Origin of the sequence: Micromonospora sp. NPDC049645 (assembly GCF_040675155.1) — a bacterium.
In the GTDB taxonomy this organism is placed as follows: Bacteria; Actinomycetota; Actinomycetes; order Mycobacteriales; family Micromonosporaceae; genus Micromonospora.
The window spans coordinates 1-18,337 of the sequence record NZ_JBFAOI010000001.1; the positions used below are offsets into that span (position 1 = coordinate 1).

An 18,337-nucleotide genomic window follows, 5' to 3' on the forward strand; every position below is an offset into this window, starting at 1 on the left:
TTCGAGCCGAAACTACCCGGGAAGTTCCCGATCGGCATACTCGCCCGATAGATCTTGCCGTTGTCACCGGCGAAGAACAGATACATGTTCGTACCGTCACCGATCACCGCCTGATCGATCGGACCCGTACCCGAACCCGTGATGCTCCCACTGAACAACGTCTGCGGCGACGACCAACCATTCGGGTTCGTCGGATCCGTCGAGGTCCGGTACGAGAACGCCGGCCCACCCCACTGATACGCCAACACCCAGATGTTGCGCGGCGCGAAGTAGAACAACGACGGCGCCACCGTCGCGCTGTTCATCGCGTTCTGACTCGCCGAAGCCATCTGCGAATAGTTCGAGAACAGACCGAAGTTCATCGAACCCCAGCTCGACCCGGTGTCGTGCGTGGTCGCGTAGACCAACTGCTGACCGTTGTACGGGGCGACGGTGAAGTCCTTCAACGACACCCAACCCGACCTCGGCGTCGCCAACTGGCCCGTCGACGACCAGCGGTACGTCGACGGAAGATCGCAGGTGCCGGACGGCGGCGGCGTCGTGGGGTTGCCCCCGCCGTCGACGCGGACGAGTTGCCACTGCTGGTTGGTGCCGTTCCAGTCGTCGTACTGCACGATGTTTCCGCCGTCGGCGGTCGAGGCGCCCTGCACCTCCATCACCTTGTTGCTGTTCCGGTTGATCAATCGGACGTAGCCGCTGTCCGAGTCGGCCAACCGGAACTGCTGGTTGGTGCCGTTGGCGTCGCTCCACTGCACGATGTTGGCGCCGTTGGCGGTCGAGAAGTTGTAGACGTCCAGCACCTTGCCGGACAGTCGCGACTTGAGTCGGTAGTAGCCACCACCCGAGTCGACGAACTGCCACTGCTGCTGGTTGCCGTTGTTGCGGGCCCACTGGGTGATCCGGGCACCGTCATTCGTGGCCAGGTTGTAGACGTCCAGGGCCTTGCCGCTGTTGCGGTTGATCAACACGTACCACGCGCTCGTGTCGACCGTCGCCGCGGCGGCGGGTGACGACACCACCGCTACGGCCGCGCCACCGACCATCAGCGCCGCCGCGCCGGCGGCGAGAACGCGGGGCAACCACCAACGTCGCCGCCGCGACGGCGGCGCGATCGATGGAGACCTATCGAGGGCAGACATGATCCTCCTTCAGTGACCAAGAGCCAAACGGCCTGCCCGAGGGTGGGCGTACCGCGACGCGTGGTCGAGCCCAGGCGCCGGAACGTTAGCGTTAACACGGCACCTGCGTGCCCGGACGCACGCCTGATTCGAGGTCGACGAAGCAGGGCTTGCCCGGAAAGCCAAGATGTCGTCGTCCTTAGGCATCGACTGTGAGCGATAACATGCCGTTCGTCAAGACGTAACGTGCTGGGAACATCGACCAGCTTCGCGTTGCGGCCCGCAGCACGACCGCTCCACACCGACCAGCCGCAGGCCAGCCCGCCGCCCGGCAACTCAGAGCGGTCGTTCGTTGACGTTAACATTGACAGCTATCCATGGAAACCTTCCGACGCCCACCCCGGCGACCAACGCGCCGCGACGATGCCGTCACCGCCTCGCGGCCCGGAAGACGGTGTCGCGCGCCGTACGGAACGGCCGCAGTCGCGCCATCGGTGCGGACGCCGGCCGGGGCGACAGACGCCGCCCGTCGTCAGCGGACGGCCGATGCGCCCGACGCCGGCGGCACCGTTCCTACCGATGCCCCTGGCCGGCTCCCGCCAGTTCGCGGTCGGTCGCGGAGGCGGAATCCCGACGGCGGGGTAGCAGCAGCGGGCTGGCGAGGATCAGCAGCCCGGCGACCGTGATGGCGGTGCGTGGGCTGGTGGCGGCGGCGAGCAGTCCGCCGAGCGTGCTGAGGATGGCGATGGAGGCGCTGCTGCTGATCGACCAGGCCGACAGGGTGCGGGCGACGCGATCTTCGGGGGTGCGTTCGAGCCGGTAGGTGGCCAGCACCGGGTTGTACAGGCTCATGCTGATGATGATCGCGAGTTCGACGACGATCACCGTGGCCAGACCTGCCAGCCCAGGCTGGACGAAGGCGAGGCCGACCAGCCAGACCGCGCGCAGTGTGCCGACGGTACGGATGATTCGGTGCTGGCCGTACCGGGCCACGGCGCGGCGGGCCAGGCGTGAGCCGACGAGCCCGCCGAGGCAGGGCGCGGCGAACGCGAGGCCGTACTGCCACGGAGGAAATCCCAACTCGCCGAGCAGGAGCACGGCGAGCAGCGGCTCGGTGGCCATGATCAGCCCTGCGACGAGCAGCTGGTTGAGGTAGAGCGCCCGCAGACCCGGATGAGCCAGGATGTGCCGCCAGCCGTCGAGCAGGTCGGCGAACCGGGTCCGGCGCCTGCCGGCACGCTGCGGGTGCTCCTCTCGACCGCCAATCGCGGTGATGCCCAGCGCGGACAGCAGGTAGCTGAGCGCGTCGACCGCCACGGTGGTGACCGGCCCGAACAGGCCGACCGCGGCCCCGCCCAGCGGCGGTCCGACGGCAATGGAACTCCAGTTCGTCGACTCGAAGCGCGCGTTCGCCACGAGCAGGTCCTCCGGCCGGACGAGGGCCTTGAGGTAGGCGCCACTCGCAGCACCAAAAGCGATCTTGGAGGTGGCGACCACGGCGGACACCGCCAACAGGTGGGCGAAGCTGAGCAGTTCGCAGGCGTAGGCGACCGGGATCGTCAGCATGGCCGCGAACCGGGCCAGGTCCATCGCGATCATGACGGGCCGCTTGCGGTGAAACTCCACCCACGGCCCGAGCGGCAACGCGACCAGCGCGCCCACCGCCGGACCCACCGCCGACAGCGCGGACACCTGGGCCGGGCTGGCGTCCAACACCAGCACGGCGATCAACGGCAGCGCCCCGAACCCCAGCCCCGAGCCGTAGGCGCTGACCGCGTACGACGCCCACAACCACCCGAACTGTCGGCCCAGCGATCGTCCGCCCAGCAAGCCCCACACCTTCCGACCCGAACAACGCAGCGTTGACCACGGCGATCCAAGCAATGCCTCGAACACGGATCAAACAACCAACTGGACGGCGAGCCACAACCAACTGTTGTATCTCTAGGCTTCGGGCGTGGATCTCAATGCCGTCCGTACCCTCGTCGCCGCCGCCGACGCCGGCCAGTTCCAGGACGCCGCCGTCGCGCTGTCGATCACCCAGCAGGGCGTGTCCAAGCGCATCGCCGCACTGGAGAAGGACCTGGAGGTACGGCTGTTCACCCGCACGGCCCGTGGAGCCCAGCTCACGATCGACGGCCAGGCGTTCCTGCCCCACGCCCGGGAGCTTCTGCGGGTGGCCGACCGCGCCGACGCCTCCGTACGCCCGGGTCGGCGTGCTCTCCGCATCGACGTCCACAGTCGACGGACCGCGCCCGCGGTGCTGCTCCAGGACTTCCACGGTACGTACCCGAGAATCGAGCTGGACGTCGTCACCCTCGACGCCGATGTCCACGCGGCGACAACCGCCGTCGAGGCGGGAACCGTCGACGCCACCTTCCACGCCGTCACCGTCGCCGCGCGCCACCTGCCGACCGCGATCAGGACCGCCCGCGTCATCGACGAGCACCACGAGCTCCTCGTCGGACCCCGCCACGCGCTCGCCGACGCCACGGCCGTCACGCCCGCACAGCTCGCCGAACACCGCATCTGGATGCCCGGGATGGCCCCCGGCACCGAATGGGCCGACTACTACGACGAGCTCGCCGCCGCGTTCGGTCTCACCATCGACCTGGTCGGGCCGGTCTTCGGCAACGAGGCACTGCTGGCCGAGATCGCCGACTCCGCGGAACTGGCGACGCTTGCCGGCGAACGCACCCGCTACCTGTGGCCGGACAGCTACGACCTGCGCCGCATACCGGTACGCGGCCCGGCACCGATCTACCCCATGTCGCTCATCTGGCGCGACGACAACCCGCATCCCGCGCTGCGCACCCTTCGGGACCACCTCGACGCCAGGCGGATGAGCATTCTCGACGAGGATGAGCAGGTGTGGCTGCCGACGTGGGGGTCGGAGCTGGGCGGGTTGCCGGAGTAGTTGCGGTCACCGATGCGGTGACGCGTACCGCGAGTCTTACCGAGGCGACGCCGACGGTCGGATCGTCACCGCCTGCTCGACGAGGCGATCCGACCGGCCGACGCCACCGGGTGAACTATCGGCGACTCCACTGCTGGTTGGTCTGGCCGGTGCAGGTCCAGAGAACCAGCTTCGTGCCGTTGCCGGTGCCCACGTTGTAGGGGTCCAGGCAGAGACCCGACTGCACCCCGGTGATGGTGCCGTTGGCGTTGACGTTCCACTGCTGGTTCGTTCCACCGTGGCAGTCATAGATGGTGACCAGGGTGCCCGGGGAGGTGCCGTAGCCGGCGGCGTCGAGGCACTTGTTGCCGTACACGGTGAGCGTCTTGGCGGACGTGTAGGTCCACTGCTGGTTGGTGCGGCCGTGACAGTCCCACAACTGCACCTGAGTGCCGTTGGTGGTGGACGAGCCGGGCACGTCGACGCAGCGACCGGAGAGGGCTCCCACGATCGCCGTGGTCTGTCCGCCGCCGCCGCTGCCCGGGTTGCCGATGCTGCCGGGCACCGACTGCAACGCGCTGTACCAGCGGGCCGCCATCTTGTCGTAGCCGCCGGACGTGGGGTGGACGCCGTCGATCAGGTCGGAGGTGGTGAGGGCGCTGTGCATGTCGACCAGGTGCACCCGCTTGCCGGCGTTCACCTTGCTCTGCACGATGCCCGGGATCGCCGCGTTGAAGGTACGTGCGGCCGCCTCCTGGTTGCTGTTGGAAAGCGGGATGATCTGCGCGACGAAAACCTCGGCGGTGGGAACGGTCGCGGTGATCCGGTCGATCAGGGTGGAGAGCCGGTTCGGCGCGCTGCTCACGTTGTAGTTCTGCAGGATGTCGTTGGTGCCGATGTGCAGCAGGACGGTCTGCGGCCGTTGGGTGTTCAGCCAGCCGACGATGTTCGCGTCGATCTGGTCGATGCGCCAGCCGGGATGCCCCTGGTGGTCGTGGTCGCCCAGGCTTGCCGGGCCGTTGAACTGCGAACCGACGAAGTCCACCGTGTACCCACCGCTGGCCAGACGCTGCCAGAGCCCGATGCGGTACCCGCCCGGCACCTGGGTGCCCTCGGTGATGGAGTCACCGAGGGGCATCACCCGCACCCCGCCGTTGGACTCCGCGCTGGCCGGACCGGCCGAGGTCAGCACCCCGGCGAGGACGACACCGAGTGCGGCGGTCGCCGCGAGCCATCTTGCCCTCGTTCGCATAGATTTCTCCCCTGCAGTGGTAGTGCTGACCGAGGAGTCAGGCCGTCGGGACCGGGCGCCACATCGGCATGACGACCGCCGTCGCAGCACCGGGACGGATTGTTAACGCTAACAGCGATCGTTGTAAATTCTTGTCGCTAACCTGACCCACGTCAAGCGCCGACCCTCGATCCCCGCGAGAACTCCGGCGCCGCTCGGACAGCACCGGACCAGCCGACCGCCCGTGCCACGTCGTCCACGAACAACGGTGCCGGCACGGGTGCGGATGGGCTCGCTGGTGCAGTCGGGGTGCGAGTGGCATGTACGCCGAATGTAGGGGTTTTTCGCATAAGACCGTTTGATGCGAGGATTGCTCGACTACCTTCGCCATGGGGGCGACAACCGATTTGTCGCTGTCTGCACTGATTACGGCGTGCAGAGACATGGTGCGCGGAGAAGGGCTAGGTAGCTCGATGTCCAACTATCTACACCCGAACATCAGCGAGGTAGCGGCAGATCAGTCACGTCGGCCGAAGCGGCGGCGGGCACGCTGGCTCGTCGCCGGGATGGCCGGGCTGACCGGAGTGGTCGGTCTGGCCGCCTTCACGTCGGCAGGAGTGAGCGGCGCGGCCGGAAAGAGCGGCGGCGACCCGTCGAACGCCGGCACGCAGATCCTCGCCGACGGCAACCGGGACAGCGGGGACGACCACGGAGGCCAGGACAGGGGCGGCCGCGACGGCAAGGACGACAAGAAGGACAACGACCGTCGGGACGGCAGGGGCGACGACTTCCGGTCCGTACCCTGCAACGCCGACGAGCTGATCGCGGCGATCGTCCGGGCGAACACCGGGTCCGGGGCGAAACTGCGGCTCGCCGAGAGGTGCACCTACACACTCACCAGGTCCGCGCCCCCTCCGCCCGTGCCCTACGGTGCGGTCGGCCTGCCGATCATCACCCAGCAGGTCACGATCGACGGAAACGGGTCCACCATCGTCCGCGCGGCCAACGCCACCCCGTTCCGGATCCTCGAGGTCGGCACCGGCGGTGACCTGACACTGCGCGACGTCACCATCAAGGGCGGCCTGGCCGAGGGCGGGCTCGGCGGCGGGGGCGGTGGCATCCGGATCGACGTGGGCGGCAGGGCCGTCATCGAGAACACCGACGTGGTCTACAACCACACCAACGGCCCGGGTGGCGGTATCGCCAACTTCGGTGTCACGAAGATCCTCGGCCGGAGCGACCACGGCGGCGACAAGGGCCGGGACGACAAGGACAAGAGCAAGAAGGACGGCAGCACCATCAGCAACAACAGCGCCGTGTTCGACGGCGGCGGCATCTTCAACAACGGCAACCTCACCGTGCAGAACACCCGACTGAGCTACAACAACACGATCGGGGTCTTCAACACCGTGCCCATCGGCGGCGCGGGTGGCGGGCTGTCGAACAGCAGCGTCGCCGTACTCGACAACGTCCACCTGGACAACAACACCGCCGGTTTCCGGGGCGGTGGCATCCGCGGCGGCATCGACTCCACCACCGAGGCCAGGAACGTCGAGGTCAACGACAACCGGGCCGGCAGCGAGGGCGGCGGAATCTTCACCGACGGCGTCTTCCACCTCAAGCACGGAAAGATCCACCACAACGAAGCCGGCCAACGCGGTGGCGGCGTCTACAACCAGATCGGCCAGTTCGTGGCCGAGGAGAGCCGGATCAGCGAGAACGTCGCCAGCACGAACAGCACCATCGAAAACGGCGGCGGCATCTACAACGGCAGCGGCACCGTCGTACTGCGGCGTAGCCAGGTCGACCGGAACAGGGCCATCGGCTCGAGCTCGCGGGCCGGCGGAATCTACAACAACGCCACGCTCAACCTCACCGAAACCACGGTCACCGACAACATCTCCACCCTGGCCCCCGGCGGGATCTTCAACGACGGCGGCCAGGTCACCGTGGACCAGAAGTCGGCCATCACCGGCAACCGACCCACCAACTGCACACCCAGCTCACCTCCGGTGCCGAACTGCTTCGGCTGATCATCCGATCGCCCCGGCACCCGGGTTGTCAGAGAGTCATCCGGTCCCGCACGGGTCCGATCACGAAGATCGGGCCTGCTGCGGGACCGGACGCCGTACGGCGGCGACGCGACACCGCTGACAACCGGTTCGTTGGGCACAAGGAAACGGAGGCGACGATGGCGGCGAGACCGGGTGCCGCACTGCTGCGTCCTCCCGAGAGCTCGGGCCGGGCCACGTTTTTGGAGCTCTTCTTCGACCTGGCGTTCGTGGTGGCCCTCACCCGGGTCTCGCAACGATTCGCCGGCCTGAGCGATGACACGGGCTGGACGCTCGCCGAGGGATTCGCCCGTACGCTGCTGCTGTTTCTGGCGCTCTGGCTGATCTGGTCGCACACCACCTGGATCACCAGTCGCTACGAACCGGAGCAGCCGCTCATCCAGGCTGTCGTGGTCGGCACCATGTTCGCCATCCTGGTCATGGCGGTCACGTTGCCACGTGCCATGGAGGAGCGAGCCGCGCTGTTCGCGGCCGCGTACCTCATAGTGATGCTGGTGCGGCCGCTGGTGGTCGCCGCCGCGCTGCGTGGCCATCCGCGGCGGCTGGTGCCGTTCCGGCTTGCCGCGTGGGCTGCGGCTACCGCGCCGCTCTGGCTGGGCGGCGCGCTGGGCCCGGACCACCTTCGCCTGCCGCTGTGGGCCGCGGCCCTCACCACCGACTACCTCGCCTGGACCCTGGGCTGGCCGCTTCCGGGACTCGGAGCATCGAGGATAAGCCGCTGGCGGATCGCGGGGACGCATCTCGCCGACCGTTACCAACAGGTGGTTCTCATCGCGCTCGGTGAGTCGATTCTGGTCATCGGCACGGTTTTCAGCGGCACGGACTACTCCGGGGAGCGGGCCGCCGCCTTCGCCGTCGCGTTCACGACCAGCGCGCTGATCTGGCGGATCTACTTCCACCGCGCCGGTCTGCTGCTGTCCGAGGCGTTGGACCGGGCGGCCATGCCCGGCCGGCTGGGTACGGCGTCGGAGCGGACGCATCTGCTGATCGTGTTCAGCGTGCTGGTCACCTCGGTCGGCTACGAACTGGTGATCGACGATCCGTACGGACCGCCTCGGCCGGGTTGGCTTCTGTTCGTGGTGGGCGGTCCGATGCTCTTCCTCGTCGCCCGAGCACGGCTGGAGTACGAGATCCTCGGCCGAGTTTCCCGATCCCGGGTGATCGGACTGGTGGCCCTGGTGCTGTTCACGGCGGCGTTGACCCGCTGGGCGCCGATGGTCGGGCTGAGCGTGGTGGCCGGGGTGCTGGCCCTGGTCGCGCTCCTGGACGCGCTGCGGGGTCGGGGACGGCCGCTGGAGGTGCCCGCCTCGCCGGTCGCGGGGGAGACACCTCGCGATCAAGACTCCGAGGCCTGACCCCTGGTGTCGTTACGAGCGGAACCCTGGTGTCGTTACGAGCGGGATCCTGGTGTCGTTACGAGCGGGCGGAATCGGTGGCCCGGCGCTCGGCACCGATCCGCAGGAGTTCCTCGATCCCGCGGAGGAAGGTGTCGGAGACCAGGGCGGGGTCGAAGAGGCATCCGGCCGCCATCGCGCCGTCGCGGAGCATCACGAAGTGACGCGCGGCGGGATCCGCCGTTTCGGGGTGGACCTGCGTCATCAATCTGGTGAGCGTGTCCAGGAACCATTGCCGATGGGCGATGATCTCCTGACGTACGGGGTGGTCCGCGTTCGGGTACTCCGCCGCGGCGTTGAGGAAGGCGCAGCCGCGGAACCCGGGAGACTGGATGTGCTGGGCGATGGTGTCGGCGATAGCCAGGAGAGGATCGACCGCCGAGGGGTTGGTGGCGATGGCCGCGTCGATCGTGCCGCGTTCCAGCTCATGGACTTCGCGCAGGTAGGCGAGGATGAGGTCTTCCTTGCTCGGGAAGTGCCGGTAGAAGGTGGCCCTGGTCACCTTCGCCTCGGCGATGATCCGGTCGACGCCCACGGAGTGGATGCCCTCCGCGTAGAAGATCCTGGTCGCCGTGGCCAGAAGCCGCTGTCGCGCCGCCGAGGGCCGGGTGTCGGTGTCGCCGCGCGTCATACCACCACTATAGCGGATAGAACGTTCGGTCTTTGTCTCTCCGAGCGTCCCCGCCTTCGGCGCGCCGGCGCTCCCCTGTGCAACAGATCACTCAGGAGGTAGAACGTTCGGTCTTGCATAGCTGGACCGGGGTGGCCATGCTGGGATCAGACAGAACGTTCGGTCTCCCGAGCATCCCCCTGGAAGGGCCACCGTGACCACCATTGCTGCTTCGCCCGGCATTTCCCAGACCGCTACCGCGCTGCGCCGGCTGTACTTCGTCCGCTTCGCGTTCGCCATCCTGTGGGCACTCGTGACGATCGCGACCGCCAAGGAGATCGGGCCGCTCACGGTGGTGCTCTTCGTGCTCTACCCGCTGTTCGACGTGGGTGCCGCCATCTACGACCTCCGCTCGTCGCGGACCACCGGCACAACGCCTACCCTGCTGTACGTGAACATCGCCGTCAGCCTGCTGACCGCGGTCGGCGTGGGTGTCGCAGCCGCGTCCGGCATTCCGGCGATGCTGAGGGTGTGGGGCGCCTGGGCGGTGGTGGCTGGTCTCGTCCAGCTCATCGTGGGTGTCACCCGTCGCCGGCTGGGCGGACAATGGCCGATGATCATCAGTGGCGGCATCTCGGTGCTGGCCGGTGGGTCCTTCATCATCGGTGCCTCCGCGGACATCCCGGCGCTGACCAACGCGGCCGGCTACGCGATCCCCGGCGCCATCTTCTTCCTCATCGCCGCCATCCGCCTCGGCCGCAGCGCGAAGGGCAACTGACATGACCACCAACGAGTACGACGTCGTCGTGATCGGTGCGGGCCCGGTCGGCGAGAACGTCGCCGATCGGGTCGTGCGGGGCGGCCTGACCGCCGCCATCGTCGAGCGGGAGTTGGTCGGCGGCGAATGCTCGTACTGGGCCTGCATGCCGACCAAGGCGTTGCTGCGCAGCGCGTCCGCGCTGCGGGCGGCGCGTCAGGTGCCGGGTGCCCGCGAGGCGGTGACGGGTGACCTGGACGTGGCGGCGGTGTTCGGTCGCCGGGACTCCTTCGCGTCGCACTGGAAGGACGACGGGCAGGTGGCCTGGCTGGAGTCGGCCGGCATCGCACTGCACCGCGGCCAGGGACGCATCCGTTCCCCCCGGGTCGTCGATGTGACCGGCGTCGACGGTGGCACGACGAGGTTGACCGCGCGACACGCGGTGGTCGTCGCGACCGGAAGCAGCGCCCTGTTGCCGGATATCACAGGTCTGCGGAAGGCGGCGCCGTGGTCCAGCCGGGAGGCCGCCTCGGCCGGGTCGGCTCCCCGCCGGCTCGCCATCATCGGCGGTGGTGTGGTGGCGGCCGAGATGGCGACCGCTTTCGCCGCTCTGGGCTCCTCGGTGACGGTGCTGGCGCGCGACGGTGTCCTGCCGTCGGTGGAACCGTTCGCGAGTGAGCTGGTCAAGGAGTCGTTGCAGGAGGCCGGCGTGGCGGTACGCGTCGGCGCGGAAGCCGTCTCCGTCCACCGGGACGACAGCGGAACCGTCCAGCTCACCACCGCTAACGGCGACCGACTGGAGGCCGACGAGGTTCTCGTCGCGGTCGGTCGTACCCCGAACACCCGGGACATCGGCCTGGAGAACATCGGGTTGGTGCCGGGCGGCTGGCTGGCGGTCGACGACACGTTGCGCGTCGTCGGCGGCGGGGAGTGGCTGTACGCCGCCGGTGATGTGAACCGGCGGGTGCTGCTGACGCATCAGGGCAAGTATCAGGCGCGTGCGGTGGGCGACGTGATCGTGGCCCGCGCGAAGGGCGAGGAGGTTCAGGACGGCCGGTGGGGTCGGCACGCGGCCACGGCCGACGAACGTGCGGTGCCACAGGTGGTCTTCACCGACCCGGAGATCGCGTCGGTGGGGCTGACCGCGGCGGCGGCCGAGGCGGCCGGACTGCGGATCCGGGTCGTGGACTACGACCTGGGCGCCGTTGCCGGCGCGTCCCTGCACGCCGACGGCTACAAAGGCCACGCACGCATGGTCGTCGACGAGGATCGGAAGGTGCTCGTCGGCTTCACCCTCGCGGGCCCGGACGTCGCAGAACTGATCCACGCCGCGACTGTCGCCATCGTCGGCGAGGTTCCGCTGGACCGGCTGTGGCACGCGGTCCCCCCGTACCCCACCATGAACGAGGTCTGGCTGCGGCTGCTGGAGACGTACGGCCGTTGACGGTGGCGCTGCGCTTCGCGCGTCCCGGATCAACGCTTCTGATCCCGCTCGACCGCCAGGGGCGTGCCTTTGGACGACGTGGTCAAGCGCCCCTCCCGGACCGCTCGCCGAATCAGATAGACGTCGACGGCCACGGCCCCGAACAGCGCGGCATTGGTGACCAACGAGATGGTCAACGGCTGGAGGAAGAGCAGTACGGGACTCAGCAGGCCGAGAATCGCCAGGCCCCGGAATCAGGTAACCGCGCCACAGCAGCACCACGTTGAGGAACCCCAGTCCGAAGGCGAGCGTGCGCAGCGCAGTGATCCCCGCGCTGGCATAGGCGAGGCCATTGACCAGGATCCCCTCGCCCAGGGCGATGATGAACACCTGCTGGTACCGCTCCGACAGATGCTCGCCGACATTACGCGGGCTTTCGTCCGGCACTCGGCCGAGCCCCGGAGTCGGCCAGCCGAGCCAGGCTATTCCGTAGTCGATGACCAGTGCGACCAGCCACAGCACCACCCGCTCGTCCTCCGGCCGGAAAGCACCGACCAGCCAGGGCACCGCGGAGATTGCGAACCAGATCATGATCAGCCACGACCGGCGTTGCAGCGGATGCCCGCGCAGCAGCGTAAGCAACACCGCACCCCGGATGACGTGGACGAGGACGTACGCCCCGGCAAACATGAATCCGTGCGAAGCGAACGCGGCCGGTATCGCGGCCACCATCACCAGGCCGACGAACATGATGGTGAGAACGAGCCCCTTGATGATCAGGTCGTTGGGGTTGTACCAGTCGGTCGCCGAGGCGGTCGCGATCCAGATCCAGTAGGTGCCGGCGAACAGAATCAACGTCTCGAACGTGTTGCCCCAATTGAGTTCGTGGAAAAGTCGCCTCGACAGCAGGGTCAGCCCGAGAATGAAGGACAGATCGAAGAACAATTCGAGAGCGGACGCCTGACGCGGATGCTCGCGCTTACGCAGCAGCCGCGCAATCCGGTTGTCCGCCACTGTTGATCCGCCTCACCCGATCCGTAGCACTCTTCGTATCACGGGGCCAGGATCGGGTGGGACGATACGGGGGGAACCCGAGGGAGACCTGGTGCGGGCGATCTTTGATCTTCGCCGTCGCCTGGACCGACCGGATCGAACGAGACCCGCGCCACACGGACACGGCGGGGCGGAGGTGGTGGAGCCGCCAGAGGTCCACAAGAGACGGGTACAGCAAAGGGCCCGACCCACGTTGCCGTGGGTCGGGCCCTCACGATCTTGTGCGCCCGAAGGGACTCGAACCCCTAACCTTCTGATCCGTAGTCAGATGCTCTATCCATTGAGCTACGGGCGCTTGTGCTCAGCCAGTGTACACACCCGGCTTTCGCGCGGAGACTCCGGGATTCGAACCCGGGAGGGGCTTTAAGACCCCAACCGCATTAGCAGTGCGGCGCCATAGACCAGACTAGGCGAAGTCTCCCATGGTGATCCGTAGACCACCGCGCCCGAGGATACAGGTCGGCACCCACCGCGAGCAAAACGACTTCCGGGGTACGCCCGGCAGGGCCCCCGGCCCCGTGTTTCGACGCTGTGCGCGGACGTGATCGGGACTACGCTCCATCGATATGCAGGAGCAGCCGCCCAGCGAGCCGACCCGTCGAGAGCCTGCTGAAAGAGCGCGTCGGCGCTCCCCACGGGCCACCTTCAGGCCGCCGACCGCCGCCGAGGAGCCGACCGAGACGACGGAGCCCGCAGCGACAGCGCCGCCGGCAGCGGCCCCGGCGAACCAGCGTCCTCGACGGGCCAAGGCTGCCCCGGCGGTGCTCTTCCAACCACCGGAACCGGACCGCCCGTTGCCCCGGCAGCCTCGACAGGCACCAGCCGACGTGACCACCGACCCGAGCGCGGAGCACCCAGGGCCGCCGCACAGCGACGAACCGGGCCCGCCCAACGGCGGAGCGGGCACCGGCCAGCCCTCCCCGCCACCCGGCGACCAGGCAAGCTCTCCGCCCGCGACAGCTGACGCCGGCCAGCCGGGCCCAGCGGAAGGCGTCGCGCCGGGGAATCTGCCACCGAAGGCCCGCACCACTCCCGTTCGCAAGGCTGCTGGCCGGAAGGCGGCCGAGCCGCCCACCGAGGTGACCCCGGCCACACCAGCACCGCGCAAGAGCGCCGCAAGCCCCTCCAGAACCGCGACGCCCTCCAAAACCGCGACGCCCCGCAAAGCCGCCAACCCGGCCAGAGCCGCGACGCCCGCCAGCACGACGGGTCCGACCAAAGCCGGGAGCCCCGCCAAGCGCGCGGCCAGCTCGCGCAGGAGCGCCACGCCGACCAAGCTCGCCCCCGAACCGGTGGTCGAGCAGATCCCGGCACCGCCCGCCGTCGCGCTGGCTTCGGGGCGTACCCCGGAATCGGAGCTGCGCGCGGTCGCCGCGCGCGTGCTCGACCACCCGGGCTTCGCGCCGGAGCTGTTGGCGTTGGCCGCGGTGCGGGCGCTCGGGCCGGGCGCGGCCGGGTGGGCCGCACGGTTGCGCACCCGGTATCCGGGCGCGTCGGCGGACGGCCTGGCCCGGTTGGCGACCCGGCGGTTCGTCCGCTCCGCGGGCGCCGGCGGAGCGACCGCTGCGCTGGCCGGTTTCTTCGCGCCGCTGACCGAGTTGGCCTCGGTGCTGTGGACGCACTCGGAGCTGGTGCTGCACCTGGCCGCGGCGTACGGCAAGGACCCGACACACCCCGACCGGGCCGTCGACCTGCTGGTGTTGACCCAGGTGCATCCGGACCGGGTGAGCGCGGAGGCGGCCCTGGCCGCCGCTCAGGCGGCGGGCGATCCGGTCGAGGGGGCGTGGCCGCGGGCGGCGGAGGCGGCCTGGCGGCTGGCCGCGCCGCTCACCGCGCAGGCCGGGGGTTGGGTGGCGTTGCGGCTGGTGGCCCGGTTGCTGCCGGGCGCGGCGGTGCTCGCGGCGGCGCTGGGTGACGCGGCGGCGGCCGACCGGCTCGCGGCCCGGACGGTGGCCGTCTACCGGCCCGGCCGGCGTTGACCGGTCAGAGCCAGTCGAACCACTCTCGGGGCAGCAGCGCGTAGCCGACGAAGGCGACCACGTCCAGCAGGGTGTGCGCGATGACCAGCGGCATCACCCGCCGGGTGCGCAGGTAGAAGAGGCTGAACACGACACCCATGATCGCGTTGCCGACGAACGCGCCGAAGCCCTGGTAGAGGTGGTACGAGCCGCGGAGCAGCGCGCTGGCCGCGATGATCGCGGCCAGTCGCCACTGGAGTTGGCGTAGCCGGGTGACCAGGTAGCCGACCACGATCACCTCCTCCAGCACGGCGTTCTGCACGGCGGAGAGGATCAACACCGGGACCGCCCACCAGACCGGTGGCAGCGCGGCCGGCACCAGCGTGGCGTTGAGGCCCAGGTGGGCCGCCACCCAGAACAGCGCCAGCCCGGGTAGGCCGATCAGCGCGGCCAGGCCGGCTCCGCGCGCCACGTCCTGGCCGGGCCGTCGGGCGTCCAGGCCGAGGGTCCGCGCCGGGTCGCCGGGGTCGCGGCTGAGCAGGTGTACGGCGAGCAGGACCGGCAGCAGCGCGAACGCGATGCCGAGCAGCTGATAGGTGAGGTCGAGCCAGGGTCGGGCCGACGCCGAGGTGTTCAGCGAGGCGGTCTGCTTGGACAGCGGACCCTCGGCGGTCAGCTTCGCGATGATCGAGACCACCGCGTAGACCGCGGACTGGCCGAGGGAGAGGCCGAGGACCAGCAGCGTCTCGGTGCCCAGTAGTCGGCGGGACACCGGACGGGTCAGCTCAACGGTCACCGCACCACTCTGCCCGACGGGTGGCACCGGCGGCACGGCCGACCGGCCAGCATGAGCCGATCGCACATTCTGTGCGACCAGTCGACACTCTCCGTGGAGATTCTATGGGCGCCCGATCCGATGCCGTCTGGAGAAGGAGCGTCCGTGGACAATCTCGCGCGGTTGCTGAAGGAGAGCTGGACCCTGGTCGAGGACGACCGGGTCCGGTTGAGCGGTCACTTCTACGCTCGGCTGTTCCTGCTCGACCCCGCACTGCGGCAGCTCTTCCCGGTGCAGATGACCGGCCAGGGCGACCGTCTACTCGAAGCGATCATCACGGCCATTCACACGGTCGACGACCCGGAGAGCTTCGACGAGTTCCTCCGGGCGCTGGGCCGCGACCACCGCAAGTACCACGTCGACGAGCGGCACTACGCCACCATGGGCGTCGCGCTGCTGGACGCCCTGCGCAGCACCGCCGGCGTCGGCTGGAACCTCGAGTACGACCAGGCGTGGCGGGAGGCGTACGCGGCGATCGCCGCACTGATGGTGGCCGGGGCGGCCGCCGACGACGACCCGCCGTTCTGGCACGCCGAGGTGCTGACCCACGAGCGGTACGGCCCGGACACCGCCGTGTTGACCTGCCGGGCGTTGCAGCATCCGCTGCGCTGGCAGGCGGGGCAGTACGTCAGCCTGGAGGTGCCGCGCTACCACCCCCGGGTGTGGCGCAACTACTCCGTGGCGAACGCCCCGAACGACGACAACGTGCTGGAGTTCCACGTGCGGTCTCCGGGCGCCGGTTGGGTGTCCGGTGCGTTGGTGCGGCGGGTGCGGCCGGGTGACCTGCTCCGGCTGGCGGCGCCGATGGGGTCGATGACCCTGGACCGCACCTCCGAACGGGACGTCCTCTGCGTGGCCGGCGGGGTCGGCCTGGCGCCGATCAAGGCATTGGTGGAGGAGTTGGCCAGTTACAACCGGACCCGCTGGGTGCACGTCTTCTACGGGGCCCGGCAGGCGGCGGACCTGTACGGCCTGGCCGGCTTGCAGGAGCTGGTGGCCGTACACCCGTGGTTGTCGGTGACCCCGGCGTGCAGTGAGGAGCCGGACTTCGACGGCGAGCAGGGCGACATCCCGGACGTGGTGGCCCGGTACGGCCCGTGGACCACGCACGACTGCTACGTCTCCGGCTCGGCCCGGATGGTCCGCTCCACCCTGCGGGTGCTCGCCGCGGACGAGGTGCCGCCGCCGCACATCCGCTACGACACCTTCGGTGACCTCTAGACGTTCCTCCCCCCACACCGGGGCGCGTGCCCCTGCCCCCTGGGGCACGCGCCCCGGTCCCCCCTCTGGTCAGTAGCGCCAGGGGTGCCCGGTCTCGCGGTATTCCTCCACCGGCACCAACGGCACTCCGGGTGCCATCCGGTCGACGTAGAGCCGACCCTCCAGGTGGTCGATCTCGTGGGCGACCAGTCGGGCCATTCCGAACTCGAACGAGGTGATGATCCGACTGCCGTCCCACTGGGCGTGTTCCACGTCGAGTCGGAGCGGCCGGGGCACCAGACCCCGATGGTCGAAGAAGGAGAGGCAGCCCTCGTACTGCTCGTCGGTCTCCAGGTCGGCGTCGACAACCCGGGGGTTGAGCAGCACGACCGGCTCCGCCGACCGGTCGGGGGGCCGCACCACGGCCGCCGCCCGGCCGATGCCGAACTGCGGGGCGGCGACACCCACCCCCTTGCTGAACGGGTGCAGTTCGTCGAGCCGGGCCAGCGCCATGGTGAGCCGGTCGACCACGTCCCGGGCGACCTGTTCCTCGCGGGGAAGGTCGAACGGGCGGGCACGCTGGCGGAGCAGGTCGTCGCCGCGTTGCACGATGCCCAGGCCGCGCATCCGGTCGCTGGGTCGGACCCGGGTACCGCCGGGGTCGTTGTCCGGTTCGGTGTCCGGGCGGGCGCGGAACCGCCACTGCATCCGGTAGCGGGCGTTCAGCGGCGGGTCGTCGGTCTGCCAGTCGTAGATCGCCCGGTCGCCCTCGTCGTGCCGCTGCGGCGCCCTGCGTAACGGGCCCTCCTCCGCCGAGAGCGAGGTTTCCACGCCCCAGACCTGCGGGTCGAGGGTCGCGGGCAGGTCCAGGCGTACGGCGAGCTGCCGGGTGGGCAGCCGGACGGCGCGCTGGAACCAGGGGCCCCATTTGTCGTGCCCGACGCTGTACGCGTACTCGATGGTGGCGCGGTCGCCCGGGTAGAGCGGAAAGCGCCGCTCCCCGTTCTCGAAGAGCAGCCAGATCTCCTTGAACGCGTCCCGGTCGTGTTTGGCTCGCCAGTGCATCGGCTCCGGGTCGCCGCCGCCGTCGTCCCGGTGAGCCTGTATCTGCAGCTCGGCGAAGGTCAGGGGGTGTTCGCGGTGGTGCCGGTTGGAGCGGCCGGGGTCGTTCGGGTAGCGGTCGACGGCGACCCGGACCAGGTAGCGGGTGACCGGTTCGGTGCCGGCGTTGTACAACTCGCGGTGGATGACGCACCGGTAGCCGTCCTCGGTGTGGGTGAGAGTGGCCAGCTCCCGTTCCACCACCAGGCCGGTGCCGGGTGGCAGCCACTGCCCCGGCAGGTACGGCTCACGGTGCCCCTGACCCACCCGGGCGTGCCGCAGGTCGTCGTACTCCCGGAAGCGCTGCCAGATCGCGCCGCTGGCCTCCAGGACGGCCTCGGCGCGGCGGGCGAAGTCCTCGGTCGGGCGGTGCCGGCGCCCCTCGACGTGACTCACGTAGGACGGGTCGAACCCCATCAGGACGGCCAGTTGTTTCTTGGAGAGCCCACGCCCGGTCCGATGACGGGCGAGCTCGGCCGCGAAGGAGTCGGCAGCCCGTTCGAGGGGTGAGGTCGTCATCAGCTTCCTCGTGGCCGGGGCTATAAGTTTCACGTTCTGTACGCGAGCGCACACGCATCTGGCACTTTGCCGACACTCTGCTTGACAATCCACCGACGACCATCGATCCTGCCGCCGTGTTTCCCAGCACATACGCCGGGTAGTACGCGGGGCACGCAGCGCTGCCGCAC

General features: G+C 69.4%; 14 protein-coding genes, 2 tRNA genes and 1 pseudogene. 7 read left to right on the forward strand and 10 right to left on the reverse strand.

All coding sequences use genetic code 11. The features are described from left to right. Both AB0J33_RS00005 and AB0J33_RS00010 read right to left on the reverse strand, forming a co-directional pair. Positions 1–1,139, reverse strand: a 1,139-nt coding sequence (locus AB0J33_RS00005; RefSeq protein WP_363608216.1) for a non-reducing end alpha-L-arabinofuranosidase family hydrolase, incomplete at its 3' end; no start/stop codon positions are given. 552 nt (positions 1,140–1,691) lie between these two features. Next, positions 1,692–2,948, reverse strand: a complete 1,257-nt coding sequence (locus AB0J33_RS00010; protein WP_363608218.1) for an MFS transporter — start codon at positions 2,946–2,948, stop codon at positions 1,692–1,694. A gap of 127 nt (positions 2,949–3,075) precedes the next feature. Here AB0J33_RS00010 and AB0J33_RS00015 point away from each other — a divergent pair, with 127 nt between their 5' ends. Next, positions 3,076–4,035 (forward strand): LysR family transcriptional regulator, encoded by a 960-nt coding sequence (locus AB0J33_RS00015; RefSeq protein WP_363608220.1) that lies wholly within the window; start codon positions 3,076–3,078, stop codon positions 4,033–4,035. 115 nt (positions 4,036–4,150) lie between these two features. Here AB0J33_RS00015 and AB0J33_RS00020 read toward each other — a convergent pair whose 3' ends face one another. Next, on the reverse strand, positions 4,151–5,266 hold the full coding sequence (locus AB0J33_RS00020) for a ricin-type beta-trefoil lectin domain protein (RefSeq protein WP_363608222.1): 1,116 nt from the start codon (positions 5,264–5,266) through the stop codon (positions 4,151–4,153). Positions 5,267–5,718: 452 nt separating this feature from the next. On the opposite strand from AB0J33_RS00020, the gene AB0J33_RS00025 reads away from it, so the two are divergent. Together AB0J33_RS00025 and AB0J33_RS00030 are read left to right on the forward strand one after the other, a co-directional pair. Beyond that, positions 5,719–7,278, forward strand: coding sequence for a hypothetical protein (locus tag AB0J33_RS00025; RefSeq protein ID WP_363608224.1), 1,560 nt, complete (start codon positions 5,719–5,721; stop codon positions 7,276–7,278). 158 nt (positions 7,279–7,436) lie between these two features. Then, positions 7,437–8,672 carry a low temperature requirement protein A gene (locus tag AB0J33_RS00030; protein ID WP_363608226.1) on the forward strand — a complete coding sequence of 412 codons (1,236 nt, stop codon included), beginning with the start codon at positions 7,437–7,439 and terminating at the stop codon, positions 8,670–8,672. A 58-nt stretch (positions 8,673–8,730) separates the two neighbouring features. Here the strand turns inward: AB0J33_RS00030 and AB0J33_RS00035 are convergent, their stop codons facing one another. Continuing rightward, positions 8,731–9,342, reverse strand: coding sequence for a TetR/AcrR family transcriptional regulator (locus AB0J33_RS00035; RefSeq protein WP_363608228.1), 612 nt, complete (start codon positions 9,340–9,342; stop codon positions 8,731–8,733). 193 nt (positions 9,343–9,535) lie between these two features. Between AB0J33_RS00035 and AB0J33_RS00040 the strand changes: the two genes are divergently transcribed. Together AB0J33_RS00040 and AB0J33_RS00045 are read left to right on the forward strand one after the other, a co-directional pair. Next, the gene (locus AB0J33_RS00040) at positions 9,536–10,099 is read left to right on the forward strand and encodes a hypothetical protein (protein WP_363608230.1); all 564 of its coding nucleotides are present in this window, start codon (positions 9,536–9,538) and stop codon (positions 10,097–10,099) included. A 1-nt stretch (position 10,100) separates the two neighbouring features. After that, positions 10,101–11,522 carry an NAD(P)/FAD-dependent oxidoreductase gene (locus tag AB0J33_RS00045; protein WP_363608232.1) on the forward strand — a complete coding sequence of 474 codons (1,422 nt, stop codon included), beginning with the start codon at positions 10,101–10,103 and terminating at the stop codon, positions 11,520–11,522. Positions 11,523–11,551: 29 nt separating this feature from the next. Here the strand turns inward: AB0J33_RS00045 and AB0J33_RS00050 are convergent, their stop codons facing one another. The 4 genes and pseudogenes from AB0J33_RS00050 to AB0J33_RS00065 all read right to left on the reverse strand — a co-directional run bounded on the left by AB0J33_RS00050 (position 11,552) and on the right by AB0J33_RS00065 (position 12,975). Continuing rightward, positions 11,552–11,698, reverse strand: coding sequence for a hypothetical protein (locus tag AB0J33_RS00050; RefSeq protein WP_363608234.1), 147 nt, complete (start codon positions 11,696–11,698; stop codon positions 11,552–11,554). A 118-nt stretch (positions 11,699–11,816) separates the two neighbouring features. After that, a pseudogene (locus AB0J33_RS00055) lies at positions 11,817–12,515 on the reverse strand (low temperature requirement protein A); the annotation flags it as partial. Positions 12,516–12,776: 261 nt separating this feature from the next. Continuing rightward, positions 12,777–12,849, reverse strand: a tRNA-Arg gene (locus AB0J33_RS00060). A gap of 35 nt (positions 12,850–12,884) precedes the next feature. Beyond that, positions 12,885–12,975: transfer RNA gene (locus AB0J33_RS00065), tRNA-Ser, on the reverse strand. Positions 12,976–13,846: 871 nt separating this feature from the next. On the opposite strand from AB0J33_RS00065, the gene AB0J33_RS00070 reads away from it, so the two are divergent. Next, positions 13,847–14,533 carry a hypothetical protein gene (locus tag AB0J33_RS00070; protein WP_363608236.1) on the forward strand — a complete coding sequence of 229 codons (687 nt, stop codon included), beginning with the start codon at positions 13,847–13,849 and terminating at the stop codon, positions 14,531–14,533. A 4-nt stretch (positions 14,534–14,537) separates the two neighbouring features. On the opposite strand, the gene AB0J33_RS00075 is transcribed toward AB0J33_RS00070, so the two are convergent. Continuing rightward, positions 14,538–15,308, reverse strand: a complete 771-nt coding sequence (locus AB0J33_RS00075; RefSeq protein ID WP_363608238.1) for a CPBP family intramembrane glutamic endopeptidase — start codon at positions 15,306–15,308, stop codon at positions 14,538–14,540. A gap of 144 nt (positions 15,309–15,452) precedes the next feature. On the opposite strand from AB0J33_RS00075, the gene AB0J33_RS00080 reads away from it, so the two are divergent. Continuing rightward, on the forward strand, positions 15,453–16,568 hold the full coding sequence (locus AB0J33_RS00080) for a globin domain-containing protein (RefSeq protein ID WP_363608240.1): 1,116 nt from the start codon (positions 15,453–15,455) through the stop codon (positions 16,566–16,568). Positions 16,569–16,637: 69 nt separating this feature from the next. On the opposite strand, the gene AB0J33_RS00085 is transcribed toward AB0J33_RS00080, so the two are convergent. Continuing rightward, positions 16,638–18,167: a peptide deformylase gene (locus AB0J33_RS00085; protein WP_363608242.1), complete on the reverse strand. Its 1,530-nt coding sequence runs from the start codon at positions 18,165–18,167 to the stop codon at positions 16,638–16,640. Between the last annotated feature and the right edge of the window lie 170 nt (positions 18,168–18,337).

Excerpts from the sequence above, each read along its gene's own strand:
- AB0J33_RS00085 (WP_363608242.1), bottom strand. The coding sequence starts at position 18,167 with ATGACGACCTCACCCCTCGAACGGGCTGCCGACTCCTTCGCGGCCGAG.
- AB0J33_RS00045 (WP_363608232.1), top strand. The coding sequence starts at position 10,101 with ATGACCACCAACGAGTACGACGTCGTCGTGATCGGTGCGGGCCCGGTC.
- AB0J33_RS00025 (WP_363608224.1), top strand. The coding sequence starts at position 5,719 with ATGTCCAACTATCTACACCCGAACATCAGCGAGGTAGCGGCAGATCAG.
- AB0J33_RS00035 (WP_363608228.1), bottom strand. The coding sequence starts at position 9,342 with ATGACGCGCGGCGACACCGACACCCGGCCCTCGGCGGCGCGACAGCGG.
- AB0J33_RS00020 (WP_363608222.1), bottom strand. The coding sequence starts at position 5,266 with ATGCGAACGAGGGCAAGATGGCTCGCGGCGACCGCCGCACTCGGTGTC.
- AB0J33_RS00030 (WP_363608226.1), top strand. The coding sequence starts at position 7,437 with ATGGCGGCGAGACCGGGTGCCGCACTGCTGCGTCCTCCCGAGAGCTCG.